Source organism: Bordetella muralis (genome assembly GCF_054781015.1).
The window spans coordinates 498,709-514,702 of record NZ_BAAGVF010000008.1 but is presented as its reverse complement, the minus strand read 5'-3'; the positions used below and the strand labels follow the sequence as shown (position 1 = coordinate 514,702).

Sequence of the window (15,994 nt, the reverse complement as noted above, 5' to 3'; positions counted from 1 at the left end):
GCGTGGCTTGCAGGTTACCACAGTGGTGGTGCAGATGTATGCACAGTGGTGCATAATGACACCATTGCCCACCAACTGATGGACGAGATATGGCCAGAAGTCCGATCACTCCTGACCGGAAAACTGTGAGAACGTCTGTGATGCTGCCGGAGGTGGCACACTTGCGTGTTCAGGCGCTTGCTGATGCGAACCATGTGTCGGCCGCCTGGGTTATCCGTACGGCGGTGCAGCGTTTCCTCGATGAACATCAGGGGCAGCTGGAGCTTCCCTTGCGCCTGTCGTCCCGAGAAGGATCTGACTTAAATGAGTAATGACGTCATTTTTCGTAAGCTGGTACGTCTGAGGGAAGGTGCCAAACCCCGGGTGCTGGACCTGTTTGCCGGTTGTGGCGGTATCTCCCTCGGCTTTGAGGCCGCCGGCTTTGAGATCGGTGGTGCAGTCGAGTTCGACCCCGAAGCCGCCAGGTCCCATGGTCTCAACTTCCATAACGGCGCTGAGTCGCACAGTAAGGCGATCGATATTACGAAGACGACCCCTGCTGAGCTATGTGAGCAGCTTGGCCTGGGAAGCGTGGCAGAGGCGTTTGACGTGGTTGTCGGAGGACCGCCTTGTCAGGCTTTTGCCCGGGTGGGCCGGTCAAAGCTGCGTGAGATTGAGGAGCATCCGGAAGCCTTCATCCACGACCCCCGGGCTCAGCTCTACAAGAAATACCTTGAGTATGTGGACGCTTTTCAGCCACTGGCTGTGCTCATGGAGAATGTGCCGGATATCCTGAACCATGGTGGCCATAACGTTGCGGAGGAAACTTGCGAAGTTCTGGAAGGCAAGGGCTATCGCTGTGGTTATACGTTGCTGAACGCAGCTTTCTATGGTGTGCCGCAGATGCGGGAACGGATGTTTCTCATTGCCTACCGCAACGAGCTGACCACTGATGTGTCCTTCCCGTCGCCGACGAACTGGCTTGTGCTGCCTCCTGGCTACGAGGGTTCACGCTCAGTCGCGCTTAAAACATTGCGCAGTCTTGAGTGCGATGCTCATTCTTACATCGCTCCTCCCGCCGCCAGCGAGGATCTTCCGCCTGCGGTGACGGCGGAAGATGCTTTAGGGGATCTGCCGGCAATCAATGCGCGTGAACTGCTGGCGGCAGGCAAGATCGCCCGGGGGGCACGCCGTTTTGACACGCCAGTCAGTTATGGGCGCAGAAAAACCTCGGCCTATGCCCAACGGATGCGTAACTGGCCAGGACACGAGGCTCCTGATGAAGGGATCACCGACCATGTGATCCGGTATCTTCCCCGGGACTATGAACTCTTTGCACGTATGAATCCTGGCGATCAGTATCCTCAGGCGTATGTTCATGCTGTGGCCATGTTTGAAGAACAGTTAGCCGCGGCCAGAGCACGGGGAGACAAGATTCCTGAAGGCTCAGCAAAATACAAGGCGCTCTGGGAGTCCGTTGTACCTCCCTATGATGCGAGCAAGTTCCCGAATAAGTGGCGAAAAATGTGGCGTGACCAGCCGGTACGTACGCTCATGGCGCACCTGGGTAAAGATGGGTACAGCCACATTCATTACGACAGCAAACAGGCGCGGACTATCTCCGTGCGTGAGGCGGCACGCCTTCAGTCGTTTCCGGATGGTTTCCGCTTCAGCGGCACCATGAATCCTGCTTTCAAACAGATCGGTAATGCCGTACCGCCTCTGCTGGCCAAGGCGATTGCCACACATATGATGCAGACACTTCAGTCGGCACTTAAAGTCAAGGAGACGGCTGATGAGCCTCGTCGAGCGGCAGCGGCAGTTTCTTGAAGCAGCACAGCGGCATTTCGGAACTTCGAGAGCTGTCCGGCCTCGTGAGTTGTTCGGTGTTTCCAACAGCGCGAAGATTGTTGAGGGTGGTATTCAGCTTGGCGTAGTGAACCTGGACAATGTGCGGGATGATATTGAGGCGATGATATTTGGTTGCGTGCTGCGCTTTCCGCCCGAGGACGAGGTCTATTTCGCGGTGCTGGTACGCAATGACAAAGCGAATTTCCTGCAGCGTCTTGCTGATATGAAACGCTTTGGGGCCGCAGCAAGAAGCGATGGCGCTGATGAGTCTGCGTTCGCCTTGGAGTCCTCCACTAGTGATGACGACTCTTCTGAGCTCCCCGGGGCTACCATCAGATACAGCGCCAGAAATAACCTGGTGCCCATCTATCTGGCGCAGGATGGGAAGTTGTGGTTACGGAACGCTAAGTTCTGGGACAGTCTTGCCTTCGATCTGACGCCTTTCGGCCCGAGTACTGATCCGGATGAAATCGTAGTCGCATTGCACCCCCCCACCGCATCGGCCAGGCGCAGTCTGCTTGCCCGTGAGTTCATCGGCTGGCTGGGTACTCTGGTGGGCCGCGAGAAAATCCACGAGTTGCCGGTCTGGACAGATACGGCGACGCTCGGTCCAGACATGTGCCGCATGCCTGCGACGATTCCGGTTGAGGAGATTGAGGCTGCCGTCAGCGCCCTGGGCGGTCACTATCCCAATGGGGAAGTCCGGCGGTTTCATGCTGCACTGAATTTTCTGGATCACAAACACTTCGTGATTCTTTCGGGCTTGTCGGGGACGGGCAAGACGCAGCTGGCGTTGAAGTATGCCCGGGCGGTCCATGGTCTGACTTCTGATACAGCCGCTGATCCTCTGATTTTTGAGTGTCCGGTACGTCCAGAGTGGACTGACCCGTCTGGTCTGACAGGCTACTACGATGTATTGACTAACCGATATGTTGTGCCGACATTTCTGGAGGCGGTGCTGGTGGCGACAGCGCACAGGAACTCGCCAGTATTTGTCGTGTTGGATGAAATGAATCTGGCACGGGTGGAGTACTACCTGTCGGATGTGTTGTCTGCCATTGAGTCCAGGGGGGCGTTGCAATTGCATTCCAATAACGTCCCGCTGGAGGGGACGACGGGAACGAGTGTCCGGGCGGAAATCCCGCTGCCTCACAATCTTTTTATTATTGGCACGATTAACGTTGATGAGACGACTAATCCGGTCAGCGATAAGGTGCTGGACAGGGCGTCTGTGATTGAGATGTCTGCTGTGGATGTACCGGGCTTCCTGAGCTCTCTGGAAGCGCGTTATCCTGAACTGGCTGCCGCCCGTGCCGCGTCCGAGCCGAAACTGACTGAGGTTCACGGGCTCATGCAACAGCATGGTCTCGGGTTCGGCTACCGTCTAATTGAAGAGTTTGTGCGTTATCACGCCTTTGATGCCCGGCATTTGGGAAATGCGCCTGATGAGGTGACCGATCAATTGCTGGTGCAGAAGGTGCTGGTGAAACTGCGTGGCTCGGAACGCCAGCGGGCTTTACTTAATCGTCTGGATCAGAGTTGCGAAGGCTTGCCACGCGCGCAGGCCTTTATTCGCACACTCCTTAATGATCTTGACGAATTCGGGTCATTCCAGGCAATGAGGTAAAGGCGTGGCCGCACTATATATCCTGCGAGAAAATGGCGGATCCGCCTGGCAGGTCTGGCCGGTGCAGGATGAAATCCCGCCCGGTGAGGTGCGCGAAGCCGTTTCTTATCTGTTTGAGTTGCGCGAGTGCGACGATGCCCTTGATGCAGATCTGTCGATTGACGATGTTCCGGTGGAGGCGTTGCGGTCCCGCCAGCCTCGGGTAGCGCGGTGGCGCTGGACGCCCGGCTTTCACGCAGGCGTTGCTGAGGTGGCACTGCGTCTTCCGGGCACCGGGATACGCAGTTTTGAGATCACCACCGATCCGGACCTGCGCAAACTGACTCGGGCCGACTTCGACACTATGGTGCGGGAGGTTCTCGAAGATACTTTCGCCCTGTTTTCACTCAGCGCATTTCGCAAAGGCATCGCCCGGCAACCCGGTAACCGGCCGCCACCGCTGGCACGGCTGGAGTTTCTGCGGTCACGTGCGGATGAAATTATGCGGACTGTCTCTGCGATCAATCGTTCGCCGCGTCATTTTCTGCGTGCCATGGAGGTGGCGGTACCTCTGCACAGAGCGGTTCGGGCGACCGGTCCTGAGGTTATCAAATCGTTCAGGAGCGGTCGGATAAGAACCGAGACGAATACGACTTCCAGGCTACCTGCGGCACTTGGGGGGCGTTTGCCGGCCCGGATTACCTTACGTCAACGCCAGAACAGCGTGGATATTCCAGAGCACCGGCAGATCAAAGCCTGTCTGAGAGCCTGGGCTGCCTGGTTGTCCGGAGTTGCTGAGTTGCTTGCAAAGGCAGATAAGGAAGACGATCTGGAAATTCGCACCGCCACAGGAAGCTGGTCGCAGCGCGCGCGGCGTATAGCCCGTGGGTTTAACGATGCAACCAGTACAGGCTTTATGGCCGAAGTTAGCGACGGCCCGGCGATGTTGCAGATGTCTTCGCTGTTTCGTAACGACCCGGTCTATCACCGCTTTTACCGTCTCTGGCAGGACATGAATCTGGGGCTGGCGGCATTGTTCGGTGACTTTCTGCAGATGCCACTGGCCCGTACTTACGAACTGTATGAGTTGTGGTGCTTTCTGAGGCTGCTGCGAGCTGCTGTGCAGGAGTACAGTCCGGCTGGAGCGGAGCTTGGCAATTTATTCGTTGCCGATGCAGCGGGTGGGGTGACGATTGCCGCCGGTTCCGTCATTGTGCCCGTGGGGATAGACAAGCTGTTCTGCTTTCAGCGGCAATACCGGGAATACTGGGTTGAGCCGGAGAGCGAAGGCAGTTTCAGCCGTATGATGGTCCCTGATATCGTGTTCGCGCAAAAAAAGGCCGGGAGCTCCAGGCGGCGGGTGATCGTACTAGATGCGAAGTATCGTATTAACGACGGCTTGAACGAAGCGCTGAATTCGATCCACACCTATCGGGATGCACTTGTCCAGGAAGTACAGAGCGGTCAGGTGGAAGGCATCGTTACCGCTGCCTATCTGCTCACACCACACGTGCCAGTGCTGGGGACTGATTTCCAGAAGACGGCGATGCCGGGTCGTCTGTTTCATCCGGAATACCGTGAGCAGTTCCGCTTTGGTGCGCTGACGCTTCGGCCCGGTATGAGCACCGACGAATTGCAGGCAAGCTTGCGGACTCTTGTTGAAGACGCTGCAGCATAGGACGGCATATATATGGTTGATGTCCTGACGGAAGAGCAGCGTCAGCTCAATATGAGTCGCATCCGTGGGCGTGATACCAAGCCGGAGATGTTGATCCGTCGGGGGCTGCATGCACGTGGGTTTCGTTATCGCCTGCAGGATCGCAGTCTTCCCGGCCGGCCGGACCTCGTGTTTCCCAGATATAAGGCTGTCATTCTGGTGCACGGTTGCTTCTGGCACGGCCACGATTGCCCGATGTTCCGCCTGCCTGCCACACGTAGCGAGTTCTGGTCGGAGAAGATCGCTGCGAACCAGAGTCGCGATGCCAGAGCGCATGAGGCTCTGCTCGCTTCGGGCTGGCGCGTGCTCACTGTCTGGGAGTGTTGCTTAAAGGGTAGGGCACGCTTGCCGTTCGATGCTGTGTTACGGCTTTGCGATAGCTTTATTTGTGGCAACCAGACAGAGCTCATTATCTCAGGAGCATGGTCCGACTTCCGCTCAGCGCAGGCACGCTGACCGCCAGTTGGCAGCCGGTTTTCGCCAACGCCTTGAGTAGCTGCAGTCTTTCCATTGTTTTCCCCTGCGGCTGTCAGTGTACGGAGGACGGGATGACGTCGTGGACGCCGTTGTCAAAGACCGTCCGGTCCATCATTGTCTGAAAAATTTGCATGATTGCGGCTTCGCTGGGTGCCCCAGCACTTTGACGGCCAAGCGCACAGACTATGTCAGCGCAGCTTCGATATGCTGGCTTATCACGTGCGGCGGTGCCGTCCCGCCGGGAAAAGGGGTATCGAGTGGCCCCGATGTTTCGTCATTGTCGTCGTGATGGAACATGCCTCTGTCCTTTGATGTATTGGTTTCGTTCTCTGCGACGGGATAAAGGCTGTCTATTCATAGTTCTAACAGGGTTCAATTTTTCCTGCTTGGCTGTTTGCCATCCAGAAAAACTGAGCGTCACCCGCTGATGGCGGGTCGGGCGGATTCAGGTTCGCTGTTCGCTCATCCTTGGCGGGACTGGCGAAGCCAGTCTTGCTACCTCCTGACGCCTGCCGCGTGCCTGCCGGCACTTGCCTCAAACCCAGTGAGGGTGGGTGGCGGCCTTATTTCCTCCCAATGTGCCATGCCGTTCTCGGGTTCAAGGGCGGCGCGCATGCATGCGCTTGCGGCCTGGAGCCGTCTGGCGACCCTGTGACCCCTTGCGCTGCGGCATGACTCCTTCGGATCCAGGCAATTCCGCCTGATTCCGAACCGGAGGCTGACATGCAGCAATACGATCTTTCCCTTGAACCTCTGAACGCTGATGCACTGTTGGTACGCGAAGCAGACGGCGCTGTGCGCCCTGCCAGCCGCAAGGAGATCCTGGCGGTAGCGCGTGAACTGGTCAATGCTGACGATCTGCGCGGGCACAATTTGTCCAATCCTGTACTGGTCAGGGAGTTCCTGCAGTTGCGTCTGAATGCAGCGTTAGAGTACGAAGTCTTCGGGCTGATTCTGCTCGATGGCCAGAACCGCTTGATTGAATACCTGGAGCCGTTTCGCGGTACCGTCAATCAGACAGCGGTCTATCCACGGGAGGTAGTGAAGCTTGCATTGGCAAGGAATGCAGTGTCCGTCGTGCTGGTACATAACCATCCTTCCGGTTCGTGCGAGGCTAGTCGTGCAGACATCGTACTGACCAAGCATCTGAAGGATGCGCTTGTATTGGTGGACGTGCGGGTGCTCGATCACTTCATCGTGGCTGGCGCGCAGGTCGTGTCCATGGCGGAGGCAGGATTGCTTTGAGCCAACATAGGGGAAGCCGTCCGGCTTCCCCTATGACGGAACAGTCCCGATAATATGCTTGCGTGCAACTTGCTCCTCACCAGGAGTGGACAAGCTCAGACTAGAGAATCCGTCTGGTTTTGAGCATGAAGTCTTTGCTGTGCTATTCCTGAATACGTGCTACCGGGTGTGAGCCTTGCCGGCGTCAGGGCGCAAGTCGGTGAAGCCGTCATGCGGGAGTACCGAGCCGGCCACCCTCCATTCGGGAGAGTGTGGCCCCTGCCTCCTTGGCCTGTCGTGAACCTTGACGGTGGCACGGCTACGCTGTGGGCTTCATGGCCACAACCTTGCAGCGAAAGCAATTCCCCACCGCTATGCGGCTTCCTCGAGGGCCAAATTCTTTTCGCTTCTAGATTTTCCGCTGCGCTTCGACCGCAAGCGGTGCGGCCAGCCCATCCGCCGCCGGACGGCTCACAACAAGGACGCACTGGCGCGACCTTGTTCAACCCGAAAGGAGAAATCGCAATGGCTAACATCGGCACCTTCTCCGCAGAGAAAAAACGGCTTCACCGGCACGCTGCACCCCCTGACCATCAATGACAAGGGCGAGAACGAAAGCGCCCCCGACTTCCGCCTTCACACGGCCGGCCACAACATCGGCGCGGCGTGGAAGAAAATCAGCAGGGCCGGACGCCCCTATGTGTCCGTGACCCTGGACGATCCTTCGTTCCCGGCAACGGTCTATGCCCGACTGTTCGAAGGTGAGGAAGGCACGCACGCCCTGATCTGGTCGCGCAGCCCAAGGCGGCGTAACCACTGCAGCGCCTCGCCCACTAGGACGGGGCGCTACACCTCGATGGCTGAAAGTCGGTTTTCCGCTTCGGCCATCAGCGCTGCTGTGCTGCACTGCAGCGCACCGGCAATCTTGAAGATGATCGCCAGAGTCGGCGCATGCTCGCCACGCTCGATCTTGCCCATGTGCGAGCGCTCAATGCCGGCCAGGTTGGCCAGCGTTTCCTGGGCGATGCCGCGTTCCGTGCGCAGTGCACGCACCGCCACACCGAAAGCCTGAGCCAGCTCGGCGTCGAAGGTGGTGGAGCCGGCCGGTCGGCCGCGCTGGACGGTTCGCTTCTGCATAGACAGAAGCGTCGATTCGCAGCACAATTAAAACCACGTTATATTTAACTCATTCATCCAATCTCACCTGTTTTTGTGCCTTTACTGAAATCCGCATTGGCGGCTTTCTTCAAAAGCGGAGAGCCTGATCCGTGTCTTTCCCGACTTCCGTGCATGTGCCTTCGTGCTTCTACGTCTCTGCGGATACGTGGGATTGCGCATTGGTGCTTTCGTTGGAAGGCGCGAAAGCGCCTCTGATGCTCCACACGTCTGTGGGAGTACAGCCATGACCCAGCTCATCACCGCCGATGAGCGCACGCGCCTGCTGGCCAACGGCCGAGTCCGCGCCGCCGGGCAGGACACCGACCCGCTGCCTATGGTGCGCCTGTTCACGCCAGATGCGCATGCCACTTGGCTGCTGGCTTCGCTCGACCCAGCAGATGGCGATACTGCCCACGGCCTGATCGACTTGGGGATTGGCATGCCTGCACTGGGAACGGTGAAGCTGTCGGACCTGGCCGCCATCGTCGGGCCACACCGGCAGCCCGTAATGCGGGATCGCTACTTCCAGCCGGTGCGGCGGCTGTCGGAATACCTGCGACTGGCCGAAGACAACGGCTCGATCACCGATTGAGGGCGACCGCGAAGCGGTGGCGCACTGTGTCTATTTCGGTCTGGTCTATGACCCGTTCGGTCTGAATCGGCAGTGTTGCAGCGAGGCGGTGCGTGCCAGATCGAAACGGTCATGATGCCTGGCGCGGGCTGCGGCAAGCTGACCGACGCGGCATGCCATTGGAGTGCGTTGCCGCCGTCGCACTCGGACGATTTCAGCAACGCATCGGAGTTCATCGGTCTTGATACTGCCAGTTTACGCTTCACCCATGACGTTTTGACTATGGCCTCGTAGCACGCCGTTTCGCCGTGGCGACGCACCCCCAGCACAGGGAGGTTGCCGCATGGTTGATCGCAGTGCCGAGCCGTGGTATGCCACGGCGGCCTATCTCTACGTTCTGCACCTGGATGGCCCGGCGTTGGCCTGGGAGTACCTGCGCCGTCATCCAGACTATCGTCACGACTGGCTGCGCCGTCGTCGCCAACCGGATGCTGCTGGGCATTGGGGGCTGCGCCTGCTGGAAGATCCCGCGCTGGACGCGCGGGACGCGCACCCGGCCTGGTTCCCCGATCACGATGCCGTGGTGCAGCTCTACCCGGATGCCGATCCGCCGCCCGATGCCCTGTGCTTTGAGTTCTGGAAGCTGCCGGGCCACAAACACCTGATCCATGACGGCAAGCGCTTGGTGCTGGTGGCGCGCTGGCCCGGCTGCTGCCTGCGCTTCGTGCTCGCGCCAGGCTTGGCCGATGGCATGGCTTACGCCTATGCCATCCGGGCCTGCGCCGCGCCTTGCGAACGCTATGCGGCCCTGGCGAGCGAATTGAAAAAGATCGCCGTAGCAGCCGGTGCCGTACCTGCGGCGACCGTCCGGCCACGTCCGCCGCTGTCCGCATTGCTGGAACTGCACACGCTTCAGGCGCTGGACGCGACCCTGGCGGGTGCGTCCTTGCGGAAGGTGGCCGAAGGGCTGTTTGGTGTGGATGCCGTTACCGCCGACTGGCACGCCGACAGCGCTCTGCGCGCGCGCGTGCGACGGCTGGTGCGCCGGGGCGATGGGCTGATGCGCGGCGGTTATCGCCGTCTGGCACAGCTTCCGGTTGTCACTTCGCATGAGGGGGGACGTTTCGCATCCGCAGCAGAACGTCCCTGAGCAAGAGCCTCAAGTTTCTTGAGGCTGCCTCCATCCGGCTGCGCTGTGTGGCCGGGCTTGATGGAGGTACATCCCATGCGACCCGCTCCCTTGCGGCCTGCCGCCGCTCCCGTTGCCACACCCGCACAACCCCAGCGCTATCTCACCAACGATGAGGCTGCCGACTACCTGCGCCTGTCACCGCGCACGCTGGAGAAACAGCGCGTCATCGGTGGTGGCCCGAAGTTCCGCAAGTTCGGTCGCCGCGTCATGTACGCCGTGGCTGATCTCGATGCCTGGGCGGAAACGCGCAGCTTCGAGACCACTTCCGATCCTGAATATGCCGAGCACCACTCGGCTGACAGCCGTGCGCGCTGATCGGCGCATCGTCGGTGGCCATCGCCATGTCCCGCCCAGCAGGGCACGCCTTGCAGCAGCGCGAACAGCTCGACCTGTTCCGCGCACTGCCGGGCGAGGACATGGCACCGCGCGATGCCCAGGACTTGATGGCCTACCCGTTTTTCTCGCTGGCGAAGTCGCGGCGCACTGCGCCGATCAACTTTCGCAGCGGCAACATCACCATTCGCGTGGAAGGCACGCAGGAGCATGGTATTGCCACCATCTGGGATGCCGACATCCTGATCTGGGCGGCCAGCCAGATCGTCGAAGCCAAGGACGCGGGCATCCAGCCGTCCCGGCGGATGCAGGCCACGCCCTACGAGATCCTGCGCTTCATCGGGCGCGGCAAGTCGCTGCGCGACTACCAGCGCCTCAAGGCCGCGCTCGACCGACTGCAATCTACCACGGTGGCCACGTCCATCCGCGAAACGACGGGAAGGCGCTTGCACCGCTTTTCGTGGATCAACGAATGGAAGGAACTGGCCGATGCCAACGGCACGCCGCTGGGCATCGAGTTGATCCTGCCGGACTGGTTCTATGCGGGCGTGCTGGACGCCGCTCTGGTGCTGACCATCGACCCGACGTACTTCCGCCTCACGGGCGGCATCGAGCGCTGGCTGTACCGCCTGGTGCGCAAGCATGGCGGCAAGCAGGAATACGGCTGGCAGTTCGACTTCCGGCATCTGCACCGCAAGTCGGGCAGCAGCACGCGGCTTTCGGATTTCGCCTACGACCTGCGGGCGCTGGTCGCCCGGCAATCGCTGCCGGGATACGAGCTGGGCATCGTGCGGATTCCCGAGGACGACATGGAATTGCTCACCTTCCGGCCCGTGCCGCAGACGGCACGGGGATAACAGCGGGACAAGCTGTGGATGGGGTCGTGCTATCAGGAGTAAGAGGTGTCGTGCTATCAGGAGTACGCCTATCGTGCTATCAGGAGTACGAAAACGCCGGAAAGCCAGTAACGGCGAGAGTTTGCGATCCCTCTAACATTACTAACTTAAATTCTCTAACTATTGATAGAGAAACAGCATTGCGGTGGACAACTGCCGCAGGCCGAAAAAACAGCCAGCAAGAACCGAAAAAAACACCCCGTTCGGCACGGCAGAAACAGGCCGGTCTTCCAAGCTGGAGGGCCGCGCCATGATCGTCGCCTTGCTCAATCAGAAAGGCGGCGTCGGCAAGACCACGCTCGCCACCCACATCGCGGGTGAACTGGCGCTGCGCGGCCAGCATGTCGTCCTGCTCGATGCCGACCCGCAGGGTTCATCGCTGGATTGGACGCAGCGCAGAGGTCAGCAGGGCTTGCCCCGGCTTTTCGGCGCAGTGGGCCTGGCACGCGAAACACTGCACCAGGAAGCCCCAGAACTCGCCAGACGGGCCGAGCACGTCATCATCGACGGGCCACCCAGGATTGCCGCCTTGGCGCGTTCTGCGCTGCTGGCGGCCGAACGGGTGCTGATCCCGGTACAACCCAGCCCCTACGACCTGTGGGCCAGCGTCGAGATGGTGGCGCTGATCCGTGAGGCCCAGGTGTTCCGGCCTGCGCTACGCGCGGCCTTCGTCATCAACCGGCGCGTCAGCACCACGGTAATCGGGCGCGAAGCACGGCAAGCCTTGGCCGAGCAGCCGTTGCCAGCGCTGCGCAGCGAGGTGCGTCAGCGCATCGTCTTTGCCGACAGCGTGGCTGCGGGTCGATTGGCGCGGGAGACAGCCCCCGATAGCGCAGCGGCGCAGGAAATCACCGCGCTGGTCGATGAGCTGCTGCGGTGGCCGTCATGAGCGACAACAGCAACCTACCCAACGGCAAACGCCCGGCCAAGGGGGTCGGAATCGGCGCGCGTCCGCCCGCTAATCCGCACGCCGAGGCGTGGATTCGCAAGGGCGACGCGGATGCGCTCAACAAGGGCGACCTCTACACCGCTCGCCTGACCCTCGATATCACGCCCGCCATGCGGGCGCGCATCAAGGTGTCGGCCTTCACGCAAGGCGTGACCGTGGCCGATCTGCTGCGCGGTTTGCTGGAGCGCGAGTTTCCAGAACACCGCAGGGAGAACACGCCATGACCACATCCACATTGTCTGCTACCGCACCGCCCGCCATCGCGATCACGGCTGCGCACGCGGCATCGTCCAGCCAGCTTAGCAGCGCGCCGTTGACGCGCGTATCGCTCACCTACATCGAACCGCGTTTCAAGCTCTACCTGCGCTTCGGCGAACCAGCGTGCACGCTCCAGCTCGACCGCTGGCGGCGCTGCGCCATGTTCATGCCGGGTGCAATCCTCTGCCGCGTTCGTTGGCAGGCCAACGACTACGGCACGATCCGCTGGCAGCTCATGGTGATGCAGGCTGCTACACCGCTTGATGCCGTGCAGCGCATCCCCGGCGTGCAGCCAGGCGCGTGCCTGCTGCTGCATGCCGAAGGTGATGCCAATGTGCGCGCCGTGCTGGAACGCATCGACGGCATCGAGGCGCTGGGGATCGCTGCCATCGACGCGTCGCCCGCCTACTGGCGCACGCTCGCCAACCGGCTCGCCGCGCATTTGCCGCTGCCCGAATACACCGCCGAGCGGCACGCTGCCTGGCTGGCCGGGAGGGCGCTGCCATGACGGCCCATCCCACCGCCGCACGCACACCTAAAGCCGCGCCGCTTCCTCGCTCGCGCCTGCGCGCTCGCCTCGTGCTGGCGGGCTTCGCCGCCGTCGGCCTCGCTGCGCTGGCCTGGGCAGCTTTCGTGCAGCCGTTGCCGCGCCTGATCTACAACCCGTCCGACAGCGTTCCGGTCGGTTGGTATCGCGTCGATCCGCAGCGCCACGGTGCCGATTCGCTGCCACGTCCCTTGTCCGTGGGCAGCGTCGTCCTGACCACATTGCCGCCAGAGGTAGCCGCGCTCGCTGCGCAGCGCGGCTACCTGCCGGCACACGTTCCGCTGCTCAAACGTGTGGGCGCGGTCGCGCCGCAACACGTCTGCATTGTCGCGGGTCAGGTACGCATCGACGACGTGCCGGTGGCCGCTGCGCTGCCTACCGACCGGCTGGGCCGACCGTTGCCATCCTTGCAGCTTTGCCGTCGCCTTGAGGCGGGCGAACTGTTCCTGTTGAGCGTGACCAATCCGGCATCGTTCGACAGCCGCTATTTCGGCCCGGTCAGCGCATCCGCCGTGATCGGCGTTGCGCATCCGGTCTGGATGGAGGCACGCCCATGATGGCCGCCGATTCACTGTACGTTGCCGTGCCTCTTGTCGTGCCATCGGGCATGTCGTTCTGCTGGCCGTCGCGGTGTCGTCGTGCGGGTGCATTCGCACCGCACTTCGCGCTGCCTTCGGCGCAGCCGTCCAGCGTGCAGGCGTCTTGTCTCGAACGCGCTCGGCCTGCGGCCATTGGCGTGTTCGCCGGCGGGCTGGCTGCGGGTGCAGCAACGCCGCCGGGCCGCCGCTGCCCGGAGCGTCAGCGAGGGGCAAAGGCGGAAGGCAAGACAAAAGGACGCGGCACCGGGCCGCGTCGAAAGCCTGTCTGCACGTGGGGGTGGCGCGGCACGGAGCGGCTTCGCCGCCGTGCCGTGTTCGGCGCGAAGGTCGCGCCAATGCAGGCATGTCCGCGTGCTTCCCACGACCGGACACGCCATAACTTGCAGGGAGCGCAGCCATGACCGACCGCCGCGATGACGACTTCCGGGTGCGTCCCAGCGCCCCGAAGAGCCGGGGCAAGGGCCAGGGTCAGAGCTTCGTTTCCAAGGTGCTCAAACAGGCCGGCAAAGCCAGCAGCGGCAAGTCGGCGGTGCGCCGTCCTGGGACGGCTGGCACTGGCCAACGCCCCGGCTCGCGCCTGGGGCGCGGCCATACGGCGGCGCGCTTCGCGGGCGCGAAGCTGACGCCCATGTCGCGGCGCGTGACCATCAAGACCTTGCTGGTCAATCACCAACGGGCCAGCCCGCAATCGCTCGCCAAGCACCTGCGGTACGTCGAGCGCGACGGCGCGGGCCGCGATGGCGAACCGGGCCGGGCCTACGGGCCACAGGCGGACGAAGCCGACCTGGATGCTTTCAAGGAACGCTGCGCCGACGACCGGCACCATTTCCGCTTCATCGTTTCCCCGGAAGACGGCGCGGAACTGGACGACCTGCGCACCTACACCCGGCATCTGGTGAGCCGCATGGAAGCCGACCTGGGCACGCGGCTGGATTGGGTGGCGGTGGATCACTGGAACACCGACAACCCGCATACCCACTTGATCGTGCGCGGGCGCGACGACACCGGCAAAGACCTCATCATCGCGGGCGACTACATCACCCACGGCTTCCGCCATCGCGCCGCCGAACTAGCGACGGAGTGGCTGGGGCCGCGCACCGAACTGGAGATCCGGCAGACCTTGGGGCGCGAGGTGGAACAGGAGCGGTGGACGAGCTTGGATCGCACGCTGCAACGCGAGGCCGGCGAGGATGGCCGGGTGCGAATCGAACGCTTCAACGAGCCGAATTTGCAACGCCAGCGCCTGCTGCTGATCGGCCGCCTGCGGCGCTTGCAGCGCCTGGGCCTGGCCGACGAGACGCAGCCGGGCTCCTGGGCCATCCATACCGATGCCGAGAAGACCTTGCGCGCCCTGGGCGAGCGTGGCGACATCATCCGCACCATGCAGCGCGCCATGAGCGGGCAGCCGCGCGAGCTGGCGGTGTTCGAGCTGGGCGAGGATGGCCGCACCATCGTCGGCCGCGTGGCTGCCAAGGGGCTGGCCGACGAGCTACACGACCGCGGCTATCTGGTCATCGACGGCGTGGACGGGAGAGCCCACTACGTCGCACTGAACGCACGTGACGAGCTGGCGAACTACCCCACGGGCGCGGTAGTGGAGGTGAAGGGTTCGGCCGACGTGCGCGCCGCCGACAAGAACATCGCCGCGCTGGCGAGCGATGGCCTGTACCGCGCCGATCACCACCTAGCCATCGAACAGGGCCGGGCCAAGCCCGGACGCGACCCGCAGGAGGTTGTCGCCGCCCACGTCCGGCGGCTGGAAGCGTTGCGCCGGGCTGGCATCGTGGAGCGTGTGGCAGAGGGGCTATGGAAGGTGCCGGACGACCTGGCCGAGCGTGGCCGCCAGTACGATGCACAGCGCCTAAGCGGCGTGGCCGTAGAGTTGAAATCGCACCTGCCCATCGAGCGGCAGGCCCGCGTCACCGGTGCGACCTGGCTTGACCAGCAGTTGATCGGCGGCGGCCGTGGGCTGAGCGATATGGGCTTTGGCAGCGATACCAAGAACGCTTTGCAACAGCGCGCCGACTTCCTGGCCGAACAGGGGCTGGCTGAGCGGCGCGGGCAGCGCGTGATCTTGGCGCGCAATCTGCTGGCTACGCTGCGCAATCGAGAACTGGCGAAAGCCGCAGAGGACATTGCCGCCGAAACCGGCCTGATGTATCAACCCATCACGGACGGGCAGCGTGTGGCTGGCATCTACCGGCGCTCCGTCATGCTGGCGAGCGGGCGCTACGCGATGCTCGATGACGGTATGGGATTTAGTCTGGTGCCGTGGCGGCCGGCGGTCGAACAAAGGCTGGGGCAGCAGATCGCCGCGACAGTGCGCGGCAGTGGCGTGTCGTGGGAGATCGGCCGGCAGCGTGGATTGTCCAGATTGCTCTAATAGAGGAGGTATTCGCGCCAAGCCGCCGAGTCAAGCGCAGCAGTAGCGCAACCATCGCATCGTTAGGGATAGAGTCTTCGTCCGGCACGTAATCGAGCGGCTCGCTCAGCAAGACGGCAAGTGTCTGCGCGCGATTGGCTGGACGTGGGCAAAGTGGTGATCGGACTGAAGGTGATCAGGAACAGCCTGTTGCGGTTGACGCGGTCGCAAGAGGCCGGACTGGTACCAACATGAGGCGCGCAGCGGGCGCCGAT

General features: G+C 62.0%; 15 protein-coding genes and 1 pseudogene. 15 read left to right on the top strand and 1 reads right to left on the bottom strand.

All coding sequences use genetic code 11. The features are described 5' to 3' along the window. The first annotated feature begins 303 nt into the window (after nucleotides 1–303). From ACYVIT_RS20115 to ACYVIT_RS20090, 6 genes and pseudogenes are all read left to right on the top strand, one after another. Nucleotides 304–1,809, top strand: coding sequence for a DNA cytosine methyltransferase (locus ACYVIT_RS20115; protein WP_415804251.1), 1,506 nt, complete (start codon nucleotides 304–306; stop codon nucleotides 1,807–1,809). Beyond that, nucleotides 1,775–3,457, top strand: a complete 1,683-nt coding sequence (locus ACYVIT_RS20110; protein WP_415804250.1) for an McrB family protein — start codon at nucleotides 1,775–1,777, stop codon at nucleotides 3,455–3,457. Before ACYVIT_RS20115 ends, ACYVIT_RS20110 begins: the two co-directional genes overlap by 35 nt. Before the next feature lie 4 nt (nucleotides 3,458–3,461). Continuing rightward, entirely contained in the window at nucleotides 3,462–5,114 is a 1,653-nt protein-coding gene (locus ACYVIT_RS20105; protein WP_415804249.1) for a DUF2357 domain-containing protein, read from the top strand. A gap of 12 nt (nucleotides 5,115–5,126) precedes the next feature. Then, entirely contained in the window at nucleotides 5,127–5,609 is a 483-nt protein-coding gene (locus ACYVIT_RS20100) for a very short patch repair endonuclease (protein WP_415804248.1), read from the top strand. A gap of 744 nt (nucleotides 5,610–6,353) precedes the next feature. After that, nucleotides 6,354–6,875 (top strand): JAB domain-containing protein, encoded by a 522-nt coding sequence (locus ACYVIT_RS20095; protein ID WP_415804247.1) that lies wholly within the window; start codon nucleotides 6,354–6,356, stop codon nucleotides 6,873–6,875. 504 nt (nucleotides 6,876–7,379) lie between these two features. Continuing rightward, nucleotides 7,380–7,653: pseudogene (locus tag ACYVIT_RS20090) on the top strand (DUF736 domain-containing protein); the annotation flags it as partial. Between the two features lie 47 nt (nucleotides 7,654–7,700). On the opposite strand, the gene ACYVIT_RS20085 reads toward ACYVIT_RS20090, so the two are convergent. Continuing rightward, nucleotides 7,701–7,991 carry a helix-turn-helix domain-containing protein gene (locus ACYVIT_RS20085; RefSeq protein ID WP_415804246.1) on the bottom strand — a complete coding sequence of 97 codons (291 nt, stop codon included), beginning with the start codon at nucleotides 7,989–7,991 and terminating at the stop codon, nucleotides 7,701–7,703. 265 nt (nucleotides 7,992–8,256) lie between these two features. Here ACYVIT_RS20085 and ACYVIT_RS20080 point away from each other — a divergent pair, with 265 nt between their 5' ends. From ACYVIT_RS20080 to ACYVIT_RS20040, 9 genes are all read left to right on the top strand, one after another. Then, nucleotides 8,257–8,604 carry a DUF2958 domain-containing protein gene (locus ACYVIT_RS20080; protein WP_415804245.1) on the top strand — a complete coding sequence of 116 codons (348 nt, stop codon included), beginning with the start codon at nucleotides 8,257–8,259 and terminating at the stop codon, nucleotides 8,602–8,604. 322 nt (nucleotides 8,605–8,926) lie between these two features. Then, nucleotides 8,927–9,733, top strand: coding sequence for a DUF2285 domain-containing protein (locus ACYVIT_RS20075; protein ID WP_415804244.1), 807 nt, complete (start codon nucleotides 8,927–8,929; stop codon nucleotides 9,731–9,733). 75 nt (nucleotides 9,734–9,808) lie between these two features. Next, a complete protein-coding gene (locus tag ACYVIT_RS20070) occupies nucleotides 9,809–10,090 on the top strand; it encodes a helix-turn-helix domain-containing protein (protein ID WP_014995090.1) in 282 nt (93 codons plus the stop codon). A gap of 26 nt (nucleotides 10,091–10,116) precedes the next feature. Further along, complete coding sequence (locus tag ACYVIT_RS20065) at nucleotides 10,117–10,965, top strand: replication initiator protein A (RefSeq protein WP_460478282.1); 849 nt, start codon at nucleotides 10,117–10,119, stop codon at nucleotides 10,963–10,965. Nucleotides 10,966–11,254: 289 nt separating this feature from the next. Further along, nucleotides 11,255–11,893 carry a ParA family partition ATPase gene (gene parA / locus ACYVIT_RS20060; RefSeq protein WP_415804242.1) on the top strand — a complete coding sequence of 213 codons (639 nt, stop codon included), beginning with the start codon at nucleotides 11,255–11,257 and terminating at the stop codon, nucleotides 11,891–11,893. After that, a complete protein-coding gene (locus tag ACYVIT_RS20055) occupies nucleotides 11,890–12,177 on the top strand; it encodes a chromosome partitioning protein ParB (RefSeq protein WP_415804241.1) in 288 nt (95 codons plus the stop codon). Before parA ends, ACYVIT_RS20055 begins: the two co-directional genes overlap by 4 nt. Beyond that, nucleotides 12,174–12,719: a DUF2840 domain-containing protein gene (locus ACYVIT_RS20050; RefSeq protein ID WP_415804240.1), complete on the top strand. Its 546-nt coding sequence runs from the start codon at nucleotides 12,174–12,176 to the stop codon at nucleotides 12,717–12,719. The genes ACYVIT_RS20055 and ACYVIT_RS20050 overlap by 4 nt, the downstream gene beginning before the upstream one ends. Then, nucleotides 12,716–13,315, top strand: coding sequence for a S26 family signal peptidase (locus tag ACYVIT_RS20045; protein WP_415804239.1), 600 nt, complete (start codon nucleotides 12,716–12,718; stop codon nucleotides 13,313–13,315). Before ACYVIT_RS20050 ends, ACYVIT_RS20045 begins: the two co-directional genes overlap by 4 nt. A 439-nt stretch (nucleotides 13,316–13,754) precedes the next feature. Continuing rightward, a complete protein-coding gene (locus ACYVIT_RS20040) occupies nucleotides 13,755–15,740 on the top strand; it encodes a DUF3363 domain-containing protein (protein ID WP_415804238.1) in 1,986 nt (661 codons plus the stop codon). The last annotated feature ends 254 nt before the right edge of the window (nucleotides 15,741–15,994 follow it).